Origin of the sequence: Sphingobacterium sp. ML3W (assembly GCF_029542085.1) — a bacterium.
Taxonomy (GTDB): domain Bacteria; phylum Bacteroidota; class Bacteroidia; order Sphingobacteriales; family Sphingobacteriaceae; genus Sphingobacterium.
In genome coordinates this window covers 2,783,722-2,808,201 of the sequence record NZ_CP107036.1, presented here as the reverse complement: position 1 = coordinate 2,808,201, position 24,480 = coordinate 2,783,722, and the positions used below count along the sequence as shown (strand labels likewise).

The window sequence follows — 24,480 nt, the reverse complement described above, 5'->3', positions numbered from 1 at the left end:
TGTGTTTTGGAAATTTAAACTCAAAAAGGAGCCGTATCAAGCCTTAACTATCCGATACGGCTCTTTTTTTTAAAATTTGAAGACAGTCTTCAGTTTAGCGTCTAGATCGTCATCACTACCACCACCACCGTAACGACCCACGATAACACCATTCGGATCAATGAGGATCTTGGTTGGCAATGTATGGATGCCATAGGCTTCTGAGCGGTCTTCTGATTTATCAAAATCACCTTGAGGACTTGTCTTTAAGCCTCGTAAGACATGCTTCCATACACCAATCTTGTCTTGATCGACCGCTTTTTTCCAAGCTTTGGGATTAGAATCGTCATCTGAGACACCGATAATTTCAAAGCCTTTCTTTTTGTATTTGCTGTAGAGTTGCAAGAGGTGCGGGTTGCCCTTACGACAAGGCACACACCAGCTCGCCCAAAAATCCAGTAACACATACTTACCACGGTATTCGGATAGTTTAAGTGGCTTACCGTTGATATCTATTCCTGCGAAATCCGTGGCTGTGCTTCCCGGTGAACCTGATTTTAATTTCGTAATTTCCTCCGCCAGTTCCTGACCATTGGCTGAGTTTCTGATTTCAGGTCCCATCTGCTCGTAAATGCTTTGAAGTTCTGCTAGGTCTATACTGCTAACGAAAAAGCGAAGTTGTGCCGCGGAAATAACTGAATTAGGATGCTGTTTGATATAGGAAAACTGTTTGTCGCGTATTGCTTGCTGCATAGGGGACATGTCTTCTTTGATTTTTTCAAGTTCATCAAGTTTAGCGTTGAGAACTTCCTCCGAAGCTCCTTGTTTTTTCAAGGCGATGTATTCGTTGTTTTTATTATTGTACGACGCGTTGAGTGGTTTTAAGGCAACGATTTCGGCTTTAATCAAGCTGTTGTAGCTATTGAATTCATCCTGAGTTTTTAAACCAGATAGGACTATCTCCTGTGGAGAACTAGCATCACCGCTGATCTGTAAAACACCTGGTTCAATATAAAACTGCAGGTATTGTTCGTAGGACTGTGGCGCGCCGCTTTTTCCATCGCTAAAATAGCCTGTGGCGTGTGTGGGGCCTTGTATTTTGCCAAGATAACTGAATACACCATTGAAAATCTGGGTACTGTCAACAACTTTCTTCCCTGTAGCATCGGTATAATGTATATGGAACCAAGATGCTTTTGCTGGATTTTCGATTTCTCCCTTAATGACGAGGGTATTTTTGTCCATGGCGGGCGCCCCCAGGAGCTCTGCTAATTTCTTGTCCAAATGCTCTCCGCGAAGATTTTTGGCGATGATCACACCATTCGGATCAATCAGAAGGTTAGAGGGGATGGATTTGATATCATAAAGCACGCCGACTTCATTTTTCCAGCCTTTGAGGTCAGAAAGTTGGGGCCAGTTTAGATGATCACTATGAATTGCATCCAACCAACGTTTTTGCTGTCCGGGGTAGTCGAATGAAATACCCAATACGGTGAAGTTTTTGTTTTTGTATTGCTGGAAGGCACTGACTACATTGGGATTTTCCATACGGCAGGGTACACACCAGCTGGCCCAGAAATCAACTAGGACATATTTACCCTTGAAATCAGCTAGAGAAACTTTGTTTCCTAAGGTATCGGCTTGTGTGAAAGGCAGTGCTGTGCGGCCAATACCAGTCAGTTTATCGGTTTTGATGCTATGTTCGATAGCTTTGATCGGGGCATTATTTCTAGCTTGTGGACTAGCCTGTTGTAACAGCTCATCCAGTGAAGCAAGATCGTCACCATTGCGCAGAGTAAAAAACATCGGATATACGATTGCGGGACTGTTTTTATGTTTTAATACAAAGCTCTTGTCCAGCGTGGCCTGCTCAGCATTTTTGTGGTCTATCTCTTTTCGTAATGTGGCGATTTTATCTTGGTCCTTGTTCTTGCGGGCTTCACCAAACTGATCATATAAGGCATCCAACCCCGTTACTTTGGAGCGTTGCTCGAATAGGTTGTAATAATCTGCGAGTTTGCCGCCACTATATTTTGCATCTTTGAGCATTGGGGTTTTGCTGCTAATATTAAGCTTGCCTTTTTCTAAGAATATAAAGGCGCCGTTCATCTCTCCCGAAGCTTTCATTTTGCCTACCTGAAAAATGTAAAAATCACCTTCACCTTCAGGGATATCCAGATCAAACCGAAAGCCTTTTTCAGTCTGTTGCACTGAGTCCTTCTGTCCGTTTCCGAATCCGGAAAGATAAATCCATTGGTCCTTAGGCAGATTGTCTAGCTTGCCTGTCAGTACGGTATTTGTTTTTTGCGCAAAAGCCTGACTGGCCAGGGCTAAAAACAGGAATGATAATGTGCTCTTTTTCATATTGCTGTTGTCTATATGCTCGTATGAGCTATAAGGTGCTGAATGCTGCTTTTAATTGGGCATCCATTTCTTCTTTAGAGGTGGTATGAATAATAATTTTTCCTTCTTTGTCCAATAAAACATACGTCGGCAAGCTCGGAATGTCGTACAGGGTTGCGATCCTCGCCGGACTATTCTTGATAGGGAAATCATCGGCTACTTGGATCCATGGCATTTTTTCCTGATCGAGTGCTTTGAACCAGTCTGGCCAGCGGCTGTCATTGGTGACGCCAACGATTTCTAAGCCCTTATCATGGTATGTTTTGTAGGCTTCCTTCCAATGGGGGATGGCTTGGCGACACGGTACGCACCAACTGGCCCAGAAATCGAGAAGGACATACTTGCCACGTAGTGAGGAAAGCTGGAAATTGCTACTGTCACGTTTTAAAGCTTTGAAATCTGGCGCTTGATTACCGGGCAACAGCGCTTTTTTTACGGCCACTTTGCTTTGAAGATCTTTGATGTATTTGGATTCTTTTGCGGGAGATTGAAACACTTGAAGACGTTTGTCGAGTTCCGTAACCGGCATGGATTCATTAAAGAGCTGATAGCGCTGCAAGAGGTAGGCTCCTGCTACGAGTGATGGATGCTGCTGAGTGATGCTATCGATCCAGTGAAGTTCCCAGATTTTGTGTTTATCTCCAAAAGCTTCCATTTCTGCACGGATGGCCTCTTTTTCTTCAGTTTTGCCTGCGGCCTCGTATTTCTTGTTGAGCTGTTCAAACATCTTTTTGGCGGCAAGGCTTTTGGGATGGTTTTCAAATGCATCAAACATGTCCTGGTTTTCGGAACCGCTCAAACTGAAATTGCGTAAGATGGCGCCTTTACTATCACCATAAGCGGTATAATCATAATGGGTAGATCCACTCGTATCTGCCTGGAATTGAAGTTCACCCGATTCGATAAACAGGGTGGCCGACCAGTTGCCAGGTTCGATCTTGATAGACATCATCTCTGGCCGATCAATGGAGCCTGTTAGCTGGAACTTGCCGTTTTGTAGCGCTGTGCTATCGATAGTAATCGACTGTCTGGTAACATCATCGAGACGTTGTAATTTGATTGTCCCTGAGGTAATGCCTTTGATTTGTCCATGTAATGTGTATTTTCCGTCCGTTTGTGAATTTTTGCAACCCTGCATAAGTAGCAGGGCTACAAGGGATAGTAAGGTGTATTTCATCTTATTGTGTTTTAAAAATCTCGTTCAGCTTTTGTTGTAGGGATGCGCCACGTAGGTTACGGGCAATGATTTTTCCATTGGGATCTACCAGTAACGAACTTGGTATGCCCTGAATACCATAATAGGTGGATACTTCATTTTCGAAGCCTTTTAATGAAGATACTTGCGACCAGGGCATACCGTCATCTTTGATGGCTTTTTTCCATTTTTCGGCGTTGTCATCCAAAGAAATCCCAATAACAGTAAAATTATTGTCCTTGTATTTGTTATAAGCTTTAAGGACATTGGGGTTTTCGGCACGGCAGGGGCCACACCAGCTTGCCCAAAAGTCGACCAATACATATTTTCCTTTGAAGCTGCTGAAACTGATCGGTTTGCCTTCGGGGTCATTTTGTGTGAAATCCAAAATTGTGGCTCCCAGAGCACTACGTTTGAGTACTTCCAGACGTTCGGTAAGCTGTTTACCTGTCGCCATAGCAAGTACGGTTTTGTCGAGTACATCGTAAAGAGGTTTCACCTCCTCGTAGCTTCCCATAGCCGATCGGTCAGAGACCAGACTCAGGCTAAAGGCACTATTTGGATGTACGCTGATATAGGCTGCTGCTCGAGCCCGACGTTCGGTACTGATTGCATCCAGTTGTTGTTCGAGTTTTAATTGTTCTGCTTCCGTACCTTTTCCCCATTGCTGATAAAGTGGGTTGGATTGTTGTTCCAGGTCTTTTAAGGTCGCTTGGTAACGTTCGGCCTCAGCTTGTATTTTGCTGCCCTTGGCTTTTAATAAGTGTAATGAATCGGCCTGGCCAGTGATGCTGATATTGCCCGCTTCGAGGAAGAGTTCGGCGTAACGCGATGGGAACATCAGATAGATCTTTTGGGGTTCGGGCATATCTGCCTCCCAAACAAATTTATCTTTCTGGATCTTAACCGTATCTGTTTTCATCTTGCCATCTTTTAGGTAACCAATAGCCACTTGAGCGTCGCCAATACCTTTGATCAGACCGGAAACTTTTGCCTTTTGTGCCAGGGCACCTAGTGTTGTTGTGAGTAGTAAAGCACTAAGTATATAGTTTTTGCAGTTCATATTGTTATCTTTTAAATTTTTTATCAAAGTCTTTTATCTTACAGATCAATATTATAACCCGGGTTTTGCTCGCCAAATTTGGAATTATCTGCAAATTCACTTTTTGGTACTGGCAATATATATTGCTGGATATTGGTTAATTTAGGACGGATGGACGTCACGGTAGCTAATGGCAAACGCAGCAGACATAACCATTCCTGTCCATCTTCTGCTACAAGGCTCTTGGACGTTTCCTGGTAGTTGTACTTTAACATTTCTTCACGACTCGTCAGTGCATCAAGTTTGGAAAAATCGGATAAGCCATTGTGTGAGCCTATTTCTTTGAGGATCGCTTTGGCCTCAGTGATAGATCCATTATTGCGCAGCAAAGCCTCAGCTTTCAATAAATGTACTTCAGTCAGGCGGATCGCATAATACGTTTCCGAAACGACTGTTGGGACTGTACCTTCAGCGATATACTTTGTGAAAAAATAGTTGGCGTAGTTTTTACGAAAACTACCGACCATCCAATCCTGTCTTGGATCAGCTGTCAGGAGATCGCGTAGACCCTGCGTTGCGCAATATAGGGATGATGCACCAGGATAAAACTGTCGGCTACGGCTGTAGGCATAGGCAGGTTGGTTGGGCTGCGGAGCTATACTGAGCATGACTTCTGTGCTACTGGCTCCTTTGGTCCGGAAGATATCTTTTGCGAGTGGCTCAAGTCGGTAAGGACTATCGTTGATGATCGCATCGGATAGCTTGATGACTTCAGCATAATCACCTGCCTGGCCACGACACATCAGTACGCGGGCCTTCAAAGCTCTTGCTGCCCACAGGGTGGCATAATATTTTTCATGCTGAGCGGGACAGTGCAAAATGGCGTAATCCAGATCCTGTAGGATCGAAGTATAACTTTCTGCTACTGAGGAGCGAGCCTTAGGGATATTGCCGATTGTGACAGCCTCATAGCGTAATAATACGCCATAAGGACTGGAGTAATCAAACCATTGTCCATAGAAGGTTAATAATTTGAAATTCCCATAGGCCCTTAGAAATCGTGCTTCAGCTTCGATAGGCTCACGTTCCGCGGTTGGAATACGACCTTGGGGTAATTTATCCATACCGCCGATCAACGAATTTGCGGCATTGATAATACCGTAGCTATAGGACCAGTAGATATCGGACGAACTGAGCATTTGGTTATCTTCTGGTGCCCCGGCGCCGGTACCATATCCATACATCATGTATCCGGTCAACTGGGCGGGAAGTCGCTCATTGTTGGTCCATTGGGTGATGCCATTGTCTTGAGACACGTTCGCAAAGCGAAAATATACGCCATTCAGTGCGATGCGAGCTGTTGGCGCATCCAATACAGTATTGCCATCGACCTTTGCATTTTCAGGTAGGGCACCGAGTTGGCTTTCGCAGGAAGTTAGACTCACACTGCTCGTTATAGCGGTTAATCCAAATAGTATATAGATGAGTTTTCTTTTCATATTCTCGTCATTAAAGTGAAAAACGTAGTCCTAGAATAAATTGTTTAACAGCAGGGAATGTGCCTGGGTCACTTGCGCCGTTGACTAGGCTATAGGGGTCGTTGCTGACCTCTGGATCCACACCAGGATAGCTTGTCCATGTCAGAATATTGGTCGCTGAACCGAATACCGAGGCTTGAGGAATACCGATCCGTTTACGTAATCCCGCAGGGAGGACGTAGGTTAAGGTCAATGATTTAAGGCGTAAAAATGATCCGTCATATACTGCTGAGCTATTTGTGTAAGCAGTTCCATTTTGTCCATAAAGAAGTCTTGGCCGTGTAGATGTAGGATTCTCCGGTGTCCATCGACCTAAAATTTCTGTTGTCTTGTTTGATCTGTTACTCACATTGTTATTCTGGATATCACCTTGGTACAGAATGTCGTTTCCATAGCTAAAAGTAAATAAGGTTGTCAGACTGAGTCCTTTATAGGATATACTATTGGTGTAACCACCGTAAAACTTAGGTTCTGCACGTCCAATGATTTCATTTTCAGGGAAAAATTCACCTTCTGGAATTTTATAGCTTGGATCACCTATTCCCAAATAAGGGTCAAAATACATCCAATACTGATTTTTTTCCTTATAGGCATCCACCTGTTCCTGTGTTTGTAATAGACCCGTGAATACCTTACCATAAATCAGTCCGAGCGGCTCACCTTCTCGGACGATTGCATTACCGAGGTTATAGTCTGTGATGTCATTTGGATTGGTAAAGTCGCGGTTCACATTGGTTACTAGGGAGCGGTTGAACGAGATATTAAAAGCACCATTCCAAGATAAGTTCTTCTTTTCTAGAAAGGTACCACGTACGGCGATTTCCAGACCCCGGTTGCGAATATTGGCCAGATTGGCAATGACACTACGGTAGGAAGAACTACCAGCAACTGCTCGTGTAAACAAAATACCAGAAGTCGCTTTTTCGTAAATTTCTATACTGGCACCAAACCTGGAGTTAAATAAACTGATATCCAAGCCTGCGTCTTTCTGCAGAGTAGATTCCCAACGGATCGCTTCATTGCCGAGTTGTGTAGGTACCATGGCACTTTTACCGCCGTATGCATATGGGCTGTATAAGGTGTAGAACATGTTATCGCCAATATTTTGGGTACCTGTGTAACCTGTGCTTGCCCGTAATTTGAGGTCATCTACCCATTTTAGGCCCTTCATAAAGGGTTCGTCGGAGATGCGCCAAGCCACGCCCCCAGAAGGGAAAAATCCGGTACGGTTGACTTTTGGGAATTTGGAGGAAGCATCCGAACGACCTGTAAAGGTGACAATATAACGGTCTTTCCAGGCATAACGCGCACGTGTATAAAAACTCAGTAGGGAGTTCTGGCCACTGGTGCCAACGGCCGCTGTCACCAAGCTAGCTGATGAAAGGTTGTTCAAATACTTGTCATCAGGATAACCCTGTGCGGTAACACCAAAAAGTTGAGAACGAGTTTTCTGCCAAGAAGTACCACCAACAATATTGAATCGGTGCTGCGCATTGAAAACTTTGTCCCAGGTCAATGTATTTTCAAAAAACAGGTCTGTCAACTGGTTTTGCGACTGCGATCCAGTCCCTAGACTGGAAGTCCCCACACCGTTTGATGCGGCGATTAAGGCATCACCGGTCACGTAATTGCGTTGGTTCGTACTGTTATAGTTGACTGATGCAGTGCTTCGAAAAATAAGTTCCGGTAAAATTTTATAATCGGCTGCCACTGATCCCAGGAGGGAGTGGCTGGCTGCTCTGTTGATTCCGTCAAGGAGTACAATTGGATTTTGATAGCCCTGATAATCATATCCACCTAGGGATTCTCCTGTATATTTAGCAATGGAACCATCCGCATTATAAGCTGCAAAAGTCGGAGGGGCAAAGAGTGCCTGCGTATAAAGACCATTGGTGATATTATTGATGGTATAGCCATAACCAAATGTGGCTTGTGTGCGTAGCTTACTAGTGATCTCGTTGTCTAGGTTAATCCGTCCCGACAAACGTTGAAAGTCGGTGCCTAATACAACGCCTTGATTACCGGTATATCCTAAAGAAATAAAATACTGCGAAGCATTACCCCCCCCCCTAACAGAGAGATCAGCGTTGTCGGATTTTCCAGTCCGGGTGACTAGATTTAGCCAGTCAGTATTCGCAGGACCATAAAAATTAGGGTTGTTGATCCGGTTGTCAAAATCGACAAGTTCCTCAGGTGTGAGTGTTTCTCCCGCAGCTTTGCGCGCATCGAGGAGGTTGCGATTAGCCTCTTGCATAATCATGATATATTGGTCACGATTAAGTAGGTTGATCGGTCGTTGCTTGCTAATACCATGATAATAATTGGCCTCCAAAGTTGGTTTTTGTTCACGTTTTCCACGTTTGGTGGTAATAATGACAACACCATTGGCAGCCCGAGATCCATAAATTGCTGTGGCAGATGCATCTTTCAATACATCTATTGTTTCGATGTCGCTGATGTTCAGTCCGGCCAGACTATTGAGTCCGCGTGCAAATGAGCCCGATACAGCACTGTTTGGGTCGTCAGATCCAAAGCGATCTACCGGATTGACCACCTCGGCTGAATTGCTCACATAACGATTTTGTACGGTCATCTGAACCCCATCAATAATATAAAGGGGATCATTACCGCCCATAAGCGAGGTACCGCCTCGAATACGGATTTTGGCAACCCCGCCTGGCGAGCCATCAGCCTGTATGACTTGCACACCGGCAGCCTTTCCTGTCAGGGCCTGATCAATACTGGTAAAAGGCACATCCCTGATCTCCTTCACGTCAACAGAGACAACCGATCCGGTCAGATCTTTCCGTTTGACACTACCATATCCAACCACGACGGTTTCCTCCAAGGTATTTACCCCAGTTTCGAGCTGTACCTTGATTCCTTCTATGCTATGTTTTGTCGTAAGTTTGATATTTTGTGAAACATGCCCGACATACGAAATCCGGAGTACTTGTCCAACGGACGCTCGGATCCGAAAAATTCCGTTTTGATCGGTTAATACAGTGTTGTTGTTTTCCCCTAACACATTCACCGTAACACCAGGCAATGGTCGGCCTTGGCTATCCTGAACGAGCCCTCGAATATTCGACTGGGTCGCTAGTGCCTGTTTTTCTTCCTTTGAAAGAATGATAAGGTATTCCCGATGCATCCGAAAACTGAGGTCAGTATTCGTCAATAGTTCATCGAGGATATCTTTGACAGGTTGATTTTGGGCGTGCACAGCAAATGCTGCGCCCAGACCTTCGACGAGATCGTCACCGTAAACAAAGCGATACTTGGTCTGGCTTTCAATTTCTTTTAAAACCGTGCTCAGCTTTACCGATGTGAGATGTAAGGTAGCACGTTCATTTTGAGCCAAAGAATTACCTATCGCAGTCAGGTGGAACAGCAGGGTTAGGATGATGGTCAGTTTCACGAGAATGATCGTATTAAAAAGTTTAGGGTAATATCTCCCCTTAACGCGAATTGCGTTATTTTTCATAAGTTTGCAAGGTTAATGTAAACAATTGACAACAGCGCCTAGGATTCGCAGTCATAGCCTGTTGTGTTAATTAACGATTTTGGGAGTATGCCTGGCATGCTCCTTTTTTATTCTCTGTTGGTTAGGTAACTGTATCTTTCATAAGTTTTATTTTATGGATTAGTTAGGTAAATTCTGATGCTACGTGGCCCGATCTTCCGATAGTTGAAAGGGATGCTGCTCCGTAGGCTCTGGAGCACATTCTGTAGTTCTTCGCGGTCATCGAATGCCGCTGTATATTTTCGGGAACTGATGTCCGAATTTTGGAATTCAATAGTGATATTATACCAACGTTCTAATGTTTTAGCAATTGAAGATAGCGGTTCGTTAACAAAGACAAGTTTCTGGTCGGCCCAAGAGGTTTCGGCCAATCGTTGCTCAGCATCATACTGTGTAACGGTTTCCAATTTGTAATCGGATTTTGTTTCGATGTCTGCTGTATTGTTTTCGGAACTAGGCTTTGCTTCTGCTAGGGGAGCAACAACTTTGTCTTTTGGTTTTAGACGGATAGGCGCTTGGGATCTGCTCTTCAAAATAACCTCCGCACTGCCCTCAATCAGTGAGGCAGCAGTAAGTTCCTCGTTGGCATATGCTCTGACATTGATCGTTGTTCCCAATACCCGGACTTGCAGCGCTTGAGTCGTTACGGTAAAGGGTAATGCTTTGTTTTTAGCAACTTCCATATACGCTTCACCAACAAGTTTGACCGCGCGGTTTGTTTTACCAAATCCATCAGCGATCTCCAATTTACTTGCTGCGTTTAATTTGACCAGTGTACCATCAGCGAGTTTAATTGTTTTCTTTTCAGCTGGTTGGGTTAGGTAAGCAATCGTCTGCGACTGGTTGAAATGATATTGGAAGACATATAGGGACGTGATCAAACACAGAAAGACAATAGCCGCCGCTGCATAATAGGTCCATTTTTTCTTTAGTGGTATGTTTTTGACGGGGGGATCCAAATGAGATACAAGCCGGACATAGTTTTGCTCGGCATCAATCATATACAGTGCATCTTGCATCGCCAGCAATTCTTGCTTAGCTTGCTGTATAAGTTCCTGCTGCTCGGGATGTTGTTTAATATAACTTTCCCATTTCAAGATTTCCGATGGATCTTGTCTTACCGCATAGCGAAAGAAAGATTCATCCAATATAAAATCCTGAACAGACTGGTATGCACTCATGGTCTAAAAATTAGTCGTTTATATAGATAGAGCGTATCGAGTTTGGTTTTTACCAGTTATTTTTTTAGCTGAATACCTAAAATACTGTGTGTCTGCTTATTATTTTTTTAAAAAAAACTAAAATAAGATTAATAGGGGGAGAATCTGTTTGAGATTTTGCAGACTAGTGTCTTTTTTTAATGTATTGATGGCGCTATGGATCTGATTGTAGACAGCACGTTTGCTCAGGTTTGTCCTTAGGGTAATTTCATCGTAACTGAGTCCCTCGTAATAACGAAGCAGAACGAGCTCACGTTGCCGTTTGGGTAATTGGAGAATCGCATTTTTAAGGATATTAACGCGTGTATTTTCTTCCTGTCGGATAATGAACTGAAACTCTTCTACATCAACGGTATTGGTATCTTCATTGTTTTCGAGGAGCGTTTCAAATTTGTTTGTGTTGTTGAGGTCCTTGACTAATTGTCGCTGGTAACTTTTGAAGATATAGTTGCCAACATGGTTGGCGTTGCCTATACTTTCGCGTTTTTCCCAGAAATAAAGAAAGGTATTGTTGATGCTGTCCTTTAAGGTATCCCGATCGTCTGTATACCGCAGTCCATATTGCAACAGGCCTTTGTAATAGGACATATATAACTGCTGTAAAGCAGCTTGTTCTCCACTTCGTAGCGCCTCCCACAATTGTATTTCTAGTATGTCGCGATCCTTACTCATGAATGTCTTATCCTCTACAAAGGTAACATTATGATATATAAAACGACAATGTTTTAAAAAATGGACCAATGGTAAGTGACTGCAGCAAAATTTATCAAACCGTTTCGCGATGCAACACTTGCCAGCTTAACAACTCTGAAAACCTATATCCTGTTGTCATAGATCTGATAATAGTTCTTTTAAGGCTTCGCCAAGGAGGAGGAACACCAACGCATTCTACGACGCCAGAAAATTCAGAGTCGGGTTGAAAGCGGACAACCTGACCAATACGCTTTACTGGATCGGTTATACAACTGCTAATGCACAACGATTATTGAACGTGGTCGGAAGTGTTAGCTATAAATTTTAATCAACTCGGTTTGGAAAATAAATAAGAACCCTCAGTTGTTCAAAACTGAGGGTTCTTTATTCTTGAATACCTTCGATTATTAGATAGTTATTTTTTTGTTGCTTCGAGCATAAAAAGCCCTTCGGTTGTCAATGGAAGCCCTAGAATACGGTTTTGGGCATAGATGTCAACTTCAATGGAACCGAATCCGATTGTTTGCAATATGTCGATATCTTTGGCTGGACGTTCGTGCTGGCTGATTTCCAGTGCCGATTTGATGGCATTCACCTCTTCAATTGCACCAGATGGGCATTCGTCATGTCTGTCTGTGCTAAAAACGGTTTTTCCAAAATCTGCATCCAGGTTGATTAACTTACCTCCGGGCTTGAGCACGCGTTGCATCTCGCGGTAGCATTTTTCCAGATCGGGGATAGTCCAGGTCATTAGACGTGTGAACACCAGATCAAAGGTGTCGTCCTCGAATTGCAGGGACTGCGCATCCATGACGCTATAATTTACATTTAGCTTTAGTTCCTCGCTCACAAGCACTGCCGCTTCAATCATCTGCGGTGAAAGATCAATGGCTGTCACCTCAAAACCGGCGAGTGTCAGGATATTCGCAAAATATCCTGTTGCGGTACCGACTTCGAGTACGCTGTTTCCAGCTGTCTGGTGCCGGATTGACTTAAAAAAATCAAGCCATCGTTCGGTTTCGGGGCGCGACCAGGCATCATCTCGTTCCTTGCGCCATGAAGCACTTCTTCCATCCCAATAAGTTGCTATTCTTTCAATCATCTCGATACTTTTAGTACATACAAATTTATCCATATTATCCTGAACAAAGGGTTGAATTTATGTCAAGACGAATATATTTTTTCATAAATTAGATTACAGGGATTAGTCTGGTACTGGAAAAGTAAGCGAGGCTAATTTTACACCAAGATAACTTAAATATATGGGCAAGGTACTTTATCGGAGGCGTTTTGTCGTTCCGGCTATTGGCAATAAACATATCTGTTGGATGTTGATGATCGGAGTGGTTTTGATGACCTCCTGTCGGACCATCAAAGATCCCGGTATACGGGATGCACTTTATAACAGCAACTGCAATCAACGGAACCTATATAGTTATACCGCTGATCAGCTTCCTGTGGCCCTGTACCAACAGCAACTGTCAAAACGTCTGACGGAAAAATTTGATCACAACACGCTTAACATGGCGAATGCCATAGGGATATTGGATCTGATCGATAAGTATATGCAGCTGCGGACTCGGAGAGATAGTACCAGTGTGGAGGCCCGGCTTCGTATCCTGGAGATCAAGCAGGATATTGACCATCGGATAAATGCTGCTTCAATCGAGATTTCTGCAGTTTCTTCGGAGATGGACTGTGAGGAAGAAAGGGTAAGTCAGGTAGCCAATTACCTCAAAGGCAGGCAGGGGGACCGTGAGTCCAAATTGACCAAAGGAGCCATTGTGGTGGGGGCACTTGGTGCTATTCTTGCCGGTGGAGTGGTTAAAAATGAAGGTGTAAGCAATACCATCGGGATTACGGCGGGTATTGGTGAGGCGGGCCTGGGCTTGATGATGATTTTTAATAAGGAGTCTGTTGAGTTTCATCACAAACGAAATGCCTTAAAGGACGTGTGGGATAACGTAGAGACTTCGGCGATCTTTCCTCCCTTGGTCTGGTATTATTTGAAATATAAAAATGCGTCTATCGGCCAAGATAAATCTTTAAGAGAGCAGATCGTAGAAAAATGGACCAATCTAGGGCAGATCAATCTAGATCCGAAGAAGTCGTCCGTACCGCTCTTCTTTGGTGAAGGAGGGAAGTACTCTACGGATGAACTGGAGAACCGCGCAGATATGTATGATCAATTGGAATCTAGTATTACACTTATGAAGCAGGATCTCAAAGCGCTTATGCTGGCACTTGATAAGATTTAGCGCTATCATGTCTGCAAACGACTTAAACAATACTTAAGAATACAGTGAAATTGTCGTTATAACCGTACCCATTGCATGCTTGTAAGGAAGCCAGCCAAAAAGTAAACTCAATTGAACTATTTGAAAAGAACAGTTGTTTAGTTAGTAAACAATAGATTATGGCAGAGAAAAATATGCACGACCAAGAAGCATTTGATAAGTTAAAGTCGATCGTTGATCAGATCGACATTGGTACAATTTGTTCTTTTAGTCAAGAATCACCGTACCCACATGGTGTCCCGATGAGTAGGCAGGAGGTAGACAATGAAGGCAATATCTGGTATATCTGCTCTGCGGAGAGCGAGACATATAAGAATATTGAGAACGATCCAAAAGTTTCGGTTTTTTATGCTGATCCTAAAAATTATACTTTCTTAAGTATTAACGGTACGGCTAGCTTATCTAGAGATCAGGATAGAATAGATCGCTACTGGAACAAAATGATGGAAGGCTGGTTTGAAAAAGGGAAAGAAGATCCTAACATCAGATTATTGCAGGTAAGTCCCAGAGATGCTCATTATTGGGATTCGAATTCGAATATGATTGTCAATCTTTTTCAAATGCTGAAAGCTGCGATAACAGGAAATACGGAAGATATTGGCAAGGAAGGTGACTTAAATCTTTAAACGGGCAGTGGTCCAAAGAGGACGTTGAGGAAGATAGCCTAACTGGGTATGCCCGTGCAAAAAAATAGATCTAAAAAGAGGCTATAAAAATGTATCAGTAAATCCGCTTAGAATCGAATATTTGAAAAGTAATCGAAGGAGATTGATACAGTCAAAGAAAAATAGAGGTGTCCAAAAAAAATGGACACCTCGTTTTGTTTTCAGCGTGTTGTTTTTTACATGGTTTTAATAGTTTTCTACATGCCTAGTTGAGTAAATATTTGTTTTTTTGTTAATGATGTCACGTAAAGCTACAATTGTAAACTGTTGAGGATTGTCGGTTTTCACTGTTATTGGTTATAACCGGTTAATCCTCTATCTACCGAATCTTATACACAAATAAAACAGAATCCCAATGAATAGAATATTGTTTTTTGTCATGTTTAGTTTTTGTCTGTGCCCTATTTATGCACAGGAAATTGACTTAAGGGGCCATTGGCAATTTAGGCTGGATCCGGAAGACGAAGGGGAGAAAAACAATTGGCAGATGAGTGATTTTAAGGAGTCATTAACCTTGCCGGGATCTTTAGCTTCTAACAATCAGGGCTATCTGATAGGCGCACATACCAAATGGACTGGAGCCATCGTGGATTCTACCTGGTTCAAATCCGAGCGTTATGCCAAATTTCGTACAGCGGATAATTATAAGACAATTTTTTGGCTGCAACCTAATAGAAGTTTTGTTGGTTCGGCATGGTATAGTCGCAAATTCACGATCACTCAGTCTATGAGCACGGAGCAGATGCTACTTACTTTGGAAAGACCACATTGGGAAACTACCGTTTGGATTGATGGAAAGAAAATAGGCATGCGAAATTCTTTGGCTACTGCCCATGACTATGCTATCGGGCAGCTAAAATCAGGTACACATCGGATTACAATTCGGGTAGATAACCGAATTAAAGATATTGATGTGGGTGCAAATGCGCACAGTGTTTCTGACCATACGCAAACGAATTGGAATGGTATTATCGGCCAAATGGCTTTGAGCGCTGTTCCGGTAGTTTCGATCGAGCATATTGCTGTCTATCCAGATGTCGACAACAAGCAGATCAGGGTGGTTCTGGAGACTAACAACAGAACTGAAACGCAAAAGAATATAAACTTTACGCTAAATGCTTCTTCCAAATTAGCGCCGAAAGTTCATCAGGTCAAGCCAATACATAAAAAATATCCTGTTCCTATTGGAAAAGGCCGATTGGAACTGATTTATCCGATGGGAGAAACTTTCTATAAATGGGACGAGTTTACACCTTTTTTGTATAATCTAACGATAAGTACAGGTGACGGAAAAGACAAAAAATCCTATGCTACGACTTTTGGAATGAGGAAGTTATCGATTAAAGGGACACAATTTGAGATCAATGATCGTTTGACTTTTCTCCGCGGGACATTAGACTGTGCCGTGTTTCCCAAAACGGGCTATCCTCCGACGGCTATCGGGGAGTGGAAACGTATTTTTCAAATTGTTAAGGATCATGGTCTGAATCATGTTCGATTTCATTCTTGGTGTCCGCCAAAAGTAGCCTTTGAGGCAGCGGATGAATTGGGCATATATTTGCAGGTAGAAGGTGGTGGATGGACAGTCGTAGGGGAAGGAAATGGATTTGATAAATGGATCTATCAAGAATCAGAGCAAATTTTAGATACTTATGGCAATCATCCTTCTTTTATTTTGTATACCTATGGTAATGAACCTGACGGTGATCGCCAAGGTGAATTTCTTGGTCGTTTGACCGACTATTTGAAGAAATATGATAATAGGCATCTGTATACAGCGGGGGCAGGATGGCCAGATATAAAAGCCAATGAATTCTATGATGCGATGTATCCGCGCTTATATGTATGGGGGGATGGTTTGGAAAGTCAGAACAACGCAAATCCGCCATCGACAGATTTCGATTGGGCTAAAATTATCGGCAAGTACAAAATGCCGTATATTTCTCATGAAGTGGGGCAATGGTGTGCCTATCCCAATTTCAAGGAAATCCGTAAGTACGATGGTGTTTTGAAGGCGCGTAATTTTGAAGTATTTCAGGAAACACTACAAGACAATAAATTGGGGGATCTCGCAGATGACTTTTTGATGGCAAGTGGAAGACACCAGGCACTGACCTACAAAGCCGATATCGAAGCAGCCTTACGAACGCCGGGGTTCGCTGGGTTCCAACTGTTGGGGCTGAGTGATTTTCCAGGGCAAGGGACAGCATTAGTTGGTGTACTTGACGCATTTTGGGAAGAAAAGGGATATATTTCTCCTGACGAATTTAAATCTTTCTCTGGCGGGACAGTACCATTGGTGAGGCTTCCGAAAATGGTTTACGAGAACATCGAGGTTTTGAATGCCACTGTAGAAATTGCCCATTTTGGCCGGGAAGAAATAAAGGATATTATACCAGTATGGGAAATCACTAAAGATGACGGTAGTTTGATTGGTCGTGGCGTATTGGAGCGGAGAACCATACCTTTGGGTAATGGAACCATGCTTGGCAACATTCAGTATGATCTGGCTGACATTAGTGAACCTGAGGCTTTATTGTTGACTGTAAAGGTTGGCCAGTATAGTAATCAATGGAAGATTTGGGTATATCCACATATAGCTGAAGTTGATCCTGGAGAGGTTTACGTAACCGATACCTTGGATGCCAAAGCTTATCTGGCCTTGGAGAAAGGTGGAAAAGTACTTTTTTCGCCGCGTAAAGGAACCATCAAACCTGAAAAAGGTGGTGAAATCGTGATGGGGTATTCGCCGATTTTCTGGAATACGTCATGGACGAAAAAGTTACCCCCACATGTGATGGGTATAATGGTAGATCCAAAACATCCTGCGTTTTCATTATTCCCTACGGATTCTCATTTAGATTTTCAATGGTGGGGTTTGGTCTCTCATGCGAACGTGATGTTATTGGATGAACTTGAAGAAAATGTACAGCCTATAGTCCGTATAATAGATGACTGGTTTAGCAATAGGTCGCTTGGATTAATTGTGGAGGGCAAGGTCGGTGCTGGAAAACTGATCATTTCAACTGCTGACCTGCTTCATGAGTCGGCAAATCGACTGGAAATAAAACAGATGAAAAAATCATTACTTAAGTATATGAATTCCGATTCGTTCGATCCCAAAAATATGTTTGACCAGACTAAAGTAGCTGCTATGTTTTATTAATATCGCCATGATCATATCGCCAATCGTTTTTAAAAATGCATTTACCTTTCTGGCGGAATAGTTACTTTTCAGTTTGTATATAAAAAGGTTTTCAATGGCTGCGCAAAGATCGACAAATTGGTTCTTTATGGTACGGAATTAAATTGCTTATAAAAAGTAAATTCTCTAATTTTGATTCAGATAATATTGGCCAAAACATTAAAACTATGAAAGAAAAGGAACTAACTGAATTGACCGATCAGGAACTGTTGGATAGAAAAAAGCAGCAAAAAAGTAGCAAATTGATCAATGCCATACTTGTCGGATTTTGTGCAGGTGTTATTGTTTATGGTGTCGTAAATAAGGGAATTACTATTTTTACGTTTATGCTTATTGTTATGGGCGCTTGGGCTTTTATTCGTTGGAGGAAATCGGATGAAGCGCTGGACAATGAACTGAAATCCAGAAATCTGAACGAAAACTAACCCGTGGAGGTACTGTATGATAATAATACCGAAGCGATGAAAGCTTCGGTATTATTGTTATGAAGAAAAAAATGGATAAACAGATGCAGTGCATTGGGAAATTTCCAGATGTTTTTTTTAATCTAAAAGGAGATTCTTTACTGGGTTTGAAACTTCTGATCGGTGCTATGGCCTTTTGGCTTTTAGGAGCCTCCTTCGGGCTGCTTTTTTACGATAGGTCAAGAACTTTGGGTTCGATGTCTTGATCAGTTCATTTGCGGTTTTTTTTGATCAGTTTCCAGGCATCTGCAACACAGTATTTTTTAATGACAGATTGATAAGGTTCGGGGGTATCATCAACTTCTTTGAGAAGATCTGCCGATAAGATAGAGGTTATAATCTGTTTTGCGATGGTGTCTCCACTCTGATGTTCAAAGAGAGGTTTGTTGGATACTAGCTCATACATCATAATACCAAAGTTCGACATTCGATGAAATCTTGCCTCAATACAATATGGTCAGGGAAGCGTTATTGGTCTGTGAATCGATTAGTTTACTGATGCCAAAATCAGAGATCTTTGCTGTTAATATTTCATTTTCCTCTTTTAATAGAATGTTTTGAGGCTTTAGATCGCGAAGAATATACCTTTCTTGTGTAAAAAATATAAGCTCCTGATGAGATGCTTTTCCTGTTGGACGCGCAGCTAAAATTGGCTTGTTCCAAAACAAAAAAATAGCTAGTGCTAGCTATTTTTCTGTTTTACTGTATAATGATTTTTGTCTCATACCTGGAATCAGATTACCTACTATTTTTATTTTTTGGCATCGAGGTAAGGCTTATGGTACTGTTCATCGAACCGTTTTTTGTCATCGCGATAACTGCTGACAGCGCCTAATCTGTGCATCATTTTGATATAACACCAAGCTAAGTCAATCTGGTAGGGTTTGAAACCACTTCGCGCACTTTTGGGATAAAGGTGATGGTTGTTGTGCCATTCCCCGGCGACAATACCAGGCCACAATTGATTGATGGATTTATCCTTTTCATTAAAATCTATCCCTTCGCGTTGTTTATCTTCTCCTTTGGCATGTCCTTCATAGTTAAATGTACGTACACCGATGGCCCAAAAACCAGCCGCGCCAAATAGACAACAGGCCAAGGCATGTCCACCGATTAAAAAGAATACGACATACCAAAATGACCAATTTAGTACCCATGATAGGATTGCATGTGTTGGGTTGACATAGGATCCCCATTTTTGATATTGTGCATAAGTATTAGCTGTAACACCGGTATGCTTCATAAGCAACTTGACGCGATTATAGGAGTTTTCATTCAGATCTTTAGCAATCGGCTGATGGTTAACATCGGCCAAAAAGCAATATAGAAATCCTGCCTGTGCGTTGTATGGATCCCCTGGCTGATCTGATTTAGCATGGTGTACATGATGTGAAATCACATAGATCTCCTCAGGGATCACATTGATTGTGAGGTTCTGTGTGAAAAAGCGCCAGAAGGGATTGCTGAACTTAAAGGCGCCGTGTGTGGAAAAACGATGGTGCCAGATCGTGCCATGCGTCCCCATAATGATCATACTGTAGATAAAAGCAGCCAGCACAGTCCACCAGCTAAGGTGAGCAAAGAGAAAGATAAAGAAAAAAGGAATAAGGCAAGCTACTTTCAGCCAACTAAAAAAAGGTAGCCAGTTGCGTTGGTCCTTAAAAACATTTAATCTTTTGAAAAATTCGCTGAATATTTGTTTTGGGCTGGGTTTAATAAGGTCTCCGTTGTCGTCTTTCCATCCGTAGCTGGGTTTTTGGAGCACATGATCTAAAAAGGGCATTCTGTTTGGTTGATCTAATTGTTGATAAAGCGCTAAGCTACGGTATATATCGGTTAAAAAGTGTTAATTCGAAAAGTTTAACATATGACCGTAAATCTTTTAATGCTATAAATAGGCTTCTTGAGGCAATTAATAAGGAAAAAATAACTATCTCATTTTTTAATTGAGTGTTTCGAATTAATATTCGCGGTCCCTATTTACATAGAACTCGATATCTTTATGGCGAAGACAGATATTCCGTAAGTGTTCTGAGAGATAGTAAAAAATGAAGATAAAAAAAGTAATAATAGGAGTAGTCATTCTGAGCTGTATCGTTATATTTCCCGATACTGGGAAGTATTATAAACGGTTAGCAGTGAAATTTCAACGGGTTCCGGAAGTGTACAGAACATGTCGCACATTGGATAGTCTGAAAGATGATGACTATGATGTACTGGAGATCCAAGCGCAGTATTTTGAACCTATTCTCCAGATTAATGACAGCACCTTGTTGATTGCCGGTAGTAGGGATAAGGAAAATGATGAGAAAATAACCATCGAGGACTTTTGGTACAAGCTCGATCAAAATGGATATGTCGTAGACTCCTTAACATATATCTACCCTAATACGATACCGCATAATTATAAAACAGTGGATCGCTATATCATTGATACAGAAAGTGACAGCTATAACAACTGGATAGCCAAGGGTGATACAACGAACTATTTGATTAACAATTTAGATCGGGACCGAAGGTTTTCAAAAAAGGAAATTGAAAAATTGCTTTCCACTAAAGAATATGTAGCTAAAGAATATGTAACGGAGGAGATCCAAGCATCACCTTCCGATCCAGAAAAGGGGGTATACAAATTATTCCTGTATGGCCATGGTCAGTGGAACTACCTGCTTACGGACGACTATGATGATCCCCAATCTAGAGATAGCAAACTGGAAATAACATATGCTGGAGAACTTACAGACGAGAATGAAGGATTGGATTTTATCCGGCGTGAGTATATCCATAAAGACAATTGGATTCAATATTCATTTTGGGATTTCGGCAGATACCTACGATGGGGCGCAGGTAATCAGTCTCATATCGACCATTGGGAGGGAACTAGTTATTTCAAAATTGTGATGCCCCATAAAACACTGTATTTCAAACAACCCAATAAAATATACGAGGAATTAAAAGCAAGAGAATTAAATAATTATAAAGTGTATCGGTCAAAGGATAAAAAATATCTTTTATTAAGAGGGATAGACCAAGGTACATGCTATGTAATTAGACCGAAGAAATAACAAGATATTGAGCAACCGTTTTCGTAAGCTTTCGACTATATTATTCTTAGTGTTATTAATAATATCTATAGATTTGGTAGTCTTTTGGAAATTATTACTATATTTGGCCATCGCACTTATTAAAAATAGATGGATATGGCATTAAAATTTCTCGCACAACAATCCCCCCAACAACCTAGAAACGGAATTTCTTCGCAAATGGACCATGCTGGTTTCATGCGTGAGTTATGCAAGTTGAAGGTTTTTGGAAGGATTTTGTATGTAGGTGCCCATCCAGATGATGAGAACAATAAGCTATTGACATTTTTTGCCCAGGATAAGCTTGTAGATGCTGCTTATTTGTCGCTTACGCGCGGCGAAGGGGGACAGAATTTTATAGGCTCCGAAAAAGGAGCCGACCTTGGCATACTTCGGGTACAGGAATCCTTATCTGCGCGGAAGACCGAGGGCACAAGACAATTTTTTACACGGGCCAAAGACTTTGGATTTGTAGAATCTGCAACTGAAACAATGCTCCGATGGGATGAGCAAGCGGTGCTTGCGGATATCGTATGGACCGTCCGGTACTTTCGGCCAGATATTATTATTACTAGATTTTCACCGCATATTCCAGATCTCCATGGACACCACCAGAGTTCGGCGATCCTGGCACAAAAGGCCTATGATCTCGCTGCGGATCCGCAGGCCTATCCTGAACAATTGGAGGAATTGTCTGTCTGGCAGACACAGCGTTTGTTTTGGAATGTTTATCAGGAGAGTGGCGTCAAAGATATTGGTGGTAAGGTAATACCTTTACCACGGCATTTTTCGGTCACTATTCCTGTGTATAATCGTTATACGGGCTTGCATCATGGTGAGATTGCTGCTGAAAGCCGTAATAAACACCGTTCTCAGGCGATGGCTAGCTTAACACAACATACGCCCACGCTTGAATATTTTGAATTATTGAAGGGAAAGTCTGTTGATCCAACAGCTGCTGACGCTTTATTTACTTCAACTGAAACGGAGGACAAGTATATTCCTGCTTTTAAGAAACTTGTCGATGGTTTGCTTGCGAAACAGGCCCAGGGAGATAGCCGTGAACTTTCAGTGGCGATCGCAACAATTTTGATCTGGATGAGAACTGTATCTAAAAATAGTGTAATCCATGAAAAACGTATTGACCTGGAGCAGCTTTTGCTTCGCGCACTTGGGGTATCCTTTGAAATAAATTCATTGGTTGATAGCTGGGTGCCCGGCACCGATGTTAACTTATTTTTGCAGGCGAATATACCCCAGGATTCTGATATGGTATTGACCCATGTGACAGTTCCCTTTTTTGAAACGCTATATCATCAGCCTCATCAATTATCACATACAGAACGTATAGAAATTACAGGTCGGCTTAGTCACACCATTGATCCTTCATTGCCATCCTGGTTAACAGAGGAGGGAGATAAGGGTAATTATTCTCCGCAGTCTTTCAGCGATATTGTACTCGCTCAACATAACAATCCGATCGCAGCACAATTACAGTTGCAGTTTGGAGGTTTATCCATCGCGATTAGTATACCTGTTCTGAATAACCATAAACCAATCAGTATTTCTCCTGCTATTACCGGCACTTTTAATACAGATATTATCGTTCTGGCGGATTCTACCATTCGTTCTGTCTCGCTTGAACTACAATCCAATGTCTCTACAGCGGAGTCAGTCACTGTGAGGTTAAAGGGAGGGGATGGGCTGACAATATCTCCTAAAGAACATACATTGACCTTAAAGGGTAATGCTTCCGAAAAAATTCACTTTCAGTTGACTTCTTTGGGATCAGCTGAACAGATACAACGGATTGGATTTGAGATAGAAAGTACTTATGGTATCCACCAACGTAGTTTAAAATCGCTCAGCTATCCTCATATTGAGGATGTCGTATATTATCCCAAAGCTGTTTTACAGGTTCTAGATAGTCCAGTTGTGAACACCGCTAAGAAGATCGCCTATATCGCTGGAAAAAAGGATGAACTTGTAGGAAGCCTGAAGCAATTGGTAAATGAGATAGAACTTCTATCGGTGACTGCTTTGAAAGATGCAGATCTGTCGAGTTTTGATGCTATAGTCTTAGGCATCCGAATTTATAATACGGATCCACAATTGGTGAATTTTCATACGCAGTTGCGTGAATACGTTGAAGCCGGTGGTGTTTTGATAACCCAATATAATACCCCTTATGATCTACCGTTAGAAGAGGTGGGGGCTTATCCTTTAACTGTTACTGGCGAACGGATTACCAATATGGAATCGACCATTAGCTTCTTGGATCCCACGCATCGAATCTTGAATTATCCAAATAAAATAGAACAGCAAGATTTTGTCAATTGGGTACAGGACCGCGCGTTGTTTCTACCCAAAGACTGGAATAGTGAATTTAAACCAGTCTTGCGTACCCAAAATTCGGACCGAGGAAATGAAGATGGGTTGTTGCTTGTCAATAGAAAGGGAAAAGGATACTATATTTACAGTAGCCTGTCTTTATTTAGACAGCTTCCTGCTGCTGTGTCCGGAGCCTATCGTCTTTTTGCCAATATGCTTTCGATCGGTGGATCGCAGTCTCATTCGTGAAACACTGATTTTATTTTTCCTCAGATAGCGTATAGTTGAATTTCGAGGTGATTATCTTTTGATCCTTATCCAGCATGATCAACTTACCAGGTTGTGCCGTCAGGCGAACAAAATAACGCTTTTCAGTATCACTATCGGGGTTTAGGATGTATAAGGTTGCATCATTGTCTTTTTCGTAGCCACGCTCGATCAACATTGGACCTTTGGACTGTAGGGCTTGATCTGATTTTCCCAAATAGGTTTCCTCAAGACTATAGGTTTCATTCAGCAAAGTCAATATCATTTTGATCCCCTCACAATCTGCACAGGGAAGTGTCCCAGCATAACGAGTTTGTATTGCAGATATAGCGTTTGCCTGTTCGGTATTTCCAGTAGCTGATAGTGTATCTGTCATTGCCGCTGTATCAATAGATGTACTAGCAGGTGTTTTACCTCTGTTTTGGCAAGAAGAAATCGTAATGCCTGTCATTCCGATGAAAAAAAATGGAAGATTTTGTTCATATATGTATGTTTATAAAGTGGAATACACAACTACTATACCAGTAAATTCAACATTTTTTATATCACTTACATTTGTAAATGTTCACTGATCA

At 42.1% G+C, this 24,480-nt stretch carries 17 protein-coding genes; 6 read left to right on the top strand and 11 right to left on the bottom strand.

The annotated features are described in order from the left end of the window. Positions 1 to 69: 69 nt before the first annotated feature. The 8 genes from OGI71_RS12050 to OGI71_RS12015 form a co-directional block, all read right to left on the bottom strand. Positions 70 to 2,343: a redoxin domain-containing protein gene (locus tag OGI71_RS12050; RefSeq protein ID WP_282255707.1), complete on the bottom strand. Its 2,274-nt coding sequence runs from the start codon at positions 2,341 to 2,343 to the stop codon at positions 70 to 72. A 28-nt stretch (positions 2,344 to 2,371) separates the two neighbouring features. Beyond that, positions 2,372 to 3,520 (bottom strand): TlpA disulfide reductase family protein, encoded by a 1,149-nt coding sequence (locus OGI71_RS12045; protein ID WP_282255706.1) that lies wholly within the window; start codon positions 3,518 to 3,520, stop codon positions 2,372 to 2,374. A gap of 40 nt (positions 3,521 to 3,560) precedes the next feature. Beyond that, positions 3,561 to 4,640 (bottom strand): thioredoxin-like domain-containing protein, encoded by a 1,080-nt coding sequence (locus tag OGI71_RS12040; RefSeq protein WP_282255705.1) that lies wholly within the window; start codon positions 4,638 to 4,640, stop codon positions 3,561 to 3,563. A gap of 38 nt (positions 4,641 to 4,678) precedes the next feature. Then, the gene (locus OGI71_RS12035) at positions 4,679 to 6,118 is read right to left on the bottom strand and encodes a RagB/SusD family nutrient uptake outer membrane protein (RefSeq protein WP_282255704.1); all 1,440 of its coding nucleotides are present in this window, start codon (positions 6,116 to 6,118) and stop codon (positions 4,679 to 4,681) included. Between the two features lie 10 nt (positions 6,119 to 6,128). Continuing rightward, positions 6,129 to 9,641 (bottom strand): TonB-dependent receptor, encoded by a 3,513-nt coding sequence (locus tag OGI71_RS12030; protein ID WP_282255703.1) that lies wholly within the window; start codon positions 9,639 to 9,641, stop codon positions 6,129 to 6,131. 152 nt (positions 9,642 to 9,793) lie between these two features. Then, positions 9,794 to 10,861: a FecR domain-containing protein gene (locus tag OGI71_RS12025; protein WP_282255702.1), complete on the bottom strand. Its 1,068-nt coding sequence runs from the start codon at positions 10,859 to 10,861 to the stop codon at positions 9,794 to 9,796. A 117-nt stretch (positions 10,862 to 10,978) separates the two neighbouring features. After that, positions 10,979 to 11,572 carry a sigma-70 family RNA polymerase sigma factor gene (locus OGI71_RS12020; RefSeq protein ID WP_282255701.1) on the bottom strand — a complete coding sequence of 198 codons (594 nt, stop codon included), beginning with the start codon at positions 11,570 to 11,572 and terminating at the stop codon, positions 10,979 to 10,981. Between the two features lie 436 nt (positions 11,573 to 12,008). Continuing rightward, positions 12,009 to 12,695: a class I SAM-dependent methyltransferase gene (locus tag OGI71_RS12015; protein WP_282255700.1), complete on the bottom strand. Its 687-nt coding sequence runs from the start codon at positions 12,693 to 12,695 to the stop codon at positions 12,009 to 12,011. 160 nt (positions 12,696 to 12,855) lie between these two features. Here OGI71_RS12015 and OGI71_RS12010 point away from each other — a divergent pair, with 160 nt between their 5' ends. The 4 genes from OGI71_RS12010 (at position 12,856) to OGI71_RS11995 (ending at position 18,185) form a co-directional block, all read left to right on the top strand. Next, on the top strand, positions 12,856 to 13,851 hold the full coding sequence (locus OGI71_RS12010) for a hypothetical protein (RefSeq protein WP_282255699.1): 996 nt from the start codon (positions 12,856 to 12,858) through the stop codon (positions 13,849 to 13,851). Positions 13,852 to 14,009: 158 nt separating this feature from the next. Further along, positions 14,010 to 14,516 (top strand): pyridoxamine 5'-phosphate oxidase family protein, encoded by a 507-nt coding sequence (locus OGI71_RS12005; RefSeq protein WP_282255698.1) that lies wholly within the window; start codon positions 14,010 to 14,012, stop codon positions 14,514 to 14,516. Positions 14,517 to 14,910: 394 nt separating this feature from the next. Continuing rightward, the gene (locus OGI71_RS12000) at positions 14,911 to 17,721 is read left to right on the top strand and encodes a sugar-binding domain-containing protein (protein WP_282255697.1); all 2,811 of its coding nucleotides are present in this window, start codon (positions 14,911 to 14,913) and stop codon (positions 17,719 to 17,721) included. A 206-nt stretch (positions 17,722 to 17,927) separates the two neighbouring features. Further along, complete coding sequence (locus OGI71_RS11995) at positions 17,928 to 18,185, top strand: hypothetical protein (protein WP_282255696.1); 258 nt, start codon at positions 17,928 to 17,930, stop codon at positions 18,183 to 18,185. A gap of 250 nt (positions 18,186 to 18,435) precedes the next feature. Here OGI71_RS11995 and OGI71_RS11990 read toward each other — a convergent pair whose 3' ends face one another. Next, positions 18,436 to 18,651 (bottom strand): hypothetical protein, encoded by a 216-nt coding sequence (locus OGI71_RS11990; protein WP_282255695.1) that lies wholly within the window; start codon positions 18,649 to 18,651, stop codon positions 18,436 to 18,438. A gap of 324 nt (positions 18,652 to 18,975) precedes the next feature. After that, positions 18,976 to 20,007 carry a fatty acid desaturase gene (locus OGI71_RS11985; protein ID WP_282255694.1) on the bottom strand — a complete coding sequence of 344 codons (1,032 nt, stop codon included), beginning with the start codon at positions 20,005 to 20,007 and terminating at the stop codon, positions 18,976 to 18,978. A 265-nt stretch (positions 20,008 to 20,272) separates the two neighbouring features. Here OGI71_RS11985 and OGI71_RS11980 point away from each other — a divergent pair, with 265 nt between their 5' ends. Together OGI71_RS11980 and OGI71_RS11975 are read left to right on the top strand one after the other, a co-directional pair. Further along, positions 20,273 to 21,289 (top strand): hypothetical protein, encoded by a 1,017-nt coding sequence (locus OGI71_RS11980; RefSeq protein ID WP_282255693.1) that lies wholly within the window; start codon positions 20,273 to 20,275, stop codon positions 21,287 to 21,289. Between the two features lie 135 nt (positions 21,290 to 21,424). Next, positions 21,425 to 23,887: a PIG-L family deacetylase gene (locus OGI71_RS11975; protein WP_282255692.1), complete on the top strand. Its 2,463-nt coding sequence runs from the start codon at positions 21,425 to 21,427 to the stop codon at positions 23,885 to 23,887. 10 nt (positions 23,888 to 23,897) lie between these two features. Here OGI71_RS11975 and OGI71_RS11970 read toward each other — a convergent pair whose 3' ends face one another. Next, positions 23,898 to 24,356, bottom strand: coding sequence for a copper resistance protein NlpE (locus OGI71_RS11970; RefSeq protein ID WP_282255691.1), 459 nt, complete (start codon positions 24,354 to 24,356; stop codon positions 23,898 to 23,900). Positions 24,357 to 24,480: the final 124 nt, after the last annotated feature.

Bases quoted from the DNA above. Each gene is read 5' to 3' on its own strand.
- OGI71_RS12045 (WP_282255706.1), bottom strand. From the start codon at position 3,520: ATGCAGGGTTGCAAAAATTCACAAACGGACGGAAAATACACATTACAT.
- OGI71_RS12015 (WP_282255700.1), bottom strand. From the start codon at position 12,695: ATGATTGAAAGAATAGCAACTTATTGGGATGGAAGAAGTGCTTCATGG.
- OGI71_RS12025 (WP_282255702.1), bottom strand. From the start codon at position 10,861: ATGAGTGCATACCAGTCTGTTCAGGATTTTATATTGGATGAATCTTTC.
- OGI71_RS11985 (WP_282255694.1), bottom strand. From the start codon at position 20,007: ATGCCCTTTTTAGATCATGTGCTCCAAAAACCCAGCTACGGATGGAAA.
- OGI71_RS12050 (WP_282255707.1), bottom strand. From the start codon at position 2,343: ATGAAAAAGAGCACATTATCATTCCTGTTTTTAGCCCTGGCCAGTCAG.
- OGI71_RS12005 (WP_282255698.1), top strand. From the start codon at position 14,010: ATGGCAGAGAAAAATATGCACGACCAAGAAGCATTTGATAAGTTAAAG.
- OGI71_RS12040 (WP_282255705.1), bottom strand. From the start codon at position 4,640: ATGAACTGCAAAAACTATATACTTAGTGCTTTACTACTCACAACAACA.
- OGI71_RS11975 (WP_282255692.1), top strand. From the start codon at position 21,425: ATGGCATTAAAATTTCTCGCACAACAATCCCCCCAACAACCTAGAAAC.
- OGI71_RS12000 (WP_282255697.1), top strand. From the start codon at position 14,911: ATGAATAGAATATTGTTTTTTGTCATGTTTAGTTTTTGTCTGTGCCCT.
- OGI71_RS12010 (WP_282255699.1), top strand. From the start codon at position 12,856: ATGGGCAAGGTACTTTATCGGAGGCGTTTTGTCGTTCCGGCTATTGGC.
- OGI71_RS12030 (WP_282255703.1), bottom strand. From the start codon at position 9,641: ATGAAAAATAACGCAATTCGCGTTAAGGGGAGATATTACCCTAAACTT.
- OGI71_RS11995 (WP_282255696.1), top strand. From the start codon at position 17,928: ATGAAAGAAAAGGAACTAACTGAATTGACCGATCAGGAACTGTTGGAT.
- OGI71_RS12035 (WP_282255704.1), bottom strand. From the start codon at position 6,118: ATGAAAAGAAAACTCATCTATATACTATTTGGATTAACCGCTATAACG.
- OGI71_RS11990 (WP_282255695.1), bottom strand. From the start codon at position 18,651: ATGTCGAACTTTGGTATTATGATGTATGAGCTAGTATCCAACAAACCT.
- OGI71_RS11980 (WP_282255693.1), top strand. From the start codon at position 20,273: ATGAAGATAAAAAAAGTAATAATAGGAGTAGTCATTCTGAGCTGTATC.
- OGI71_RS12020 (WP_282255701.1), bottom strand. From the start codon at position 11,572: ATGAGTAAGGATCGCGACATACTAGAAATACAATTGTGGGAGGCGCTA.
- OGI71_RS11970 (WP_282255691.1), bottom strand. From the start codon at position 24,356: ATGACAGGCATTACGATTTCTTCTTGCCAAAACAGAGGTAAAACACCT.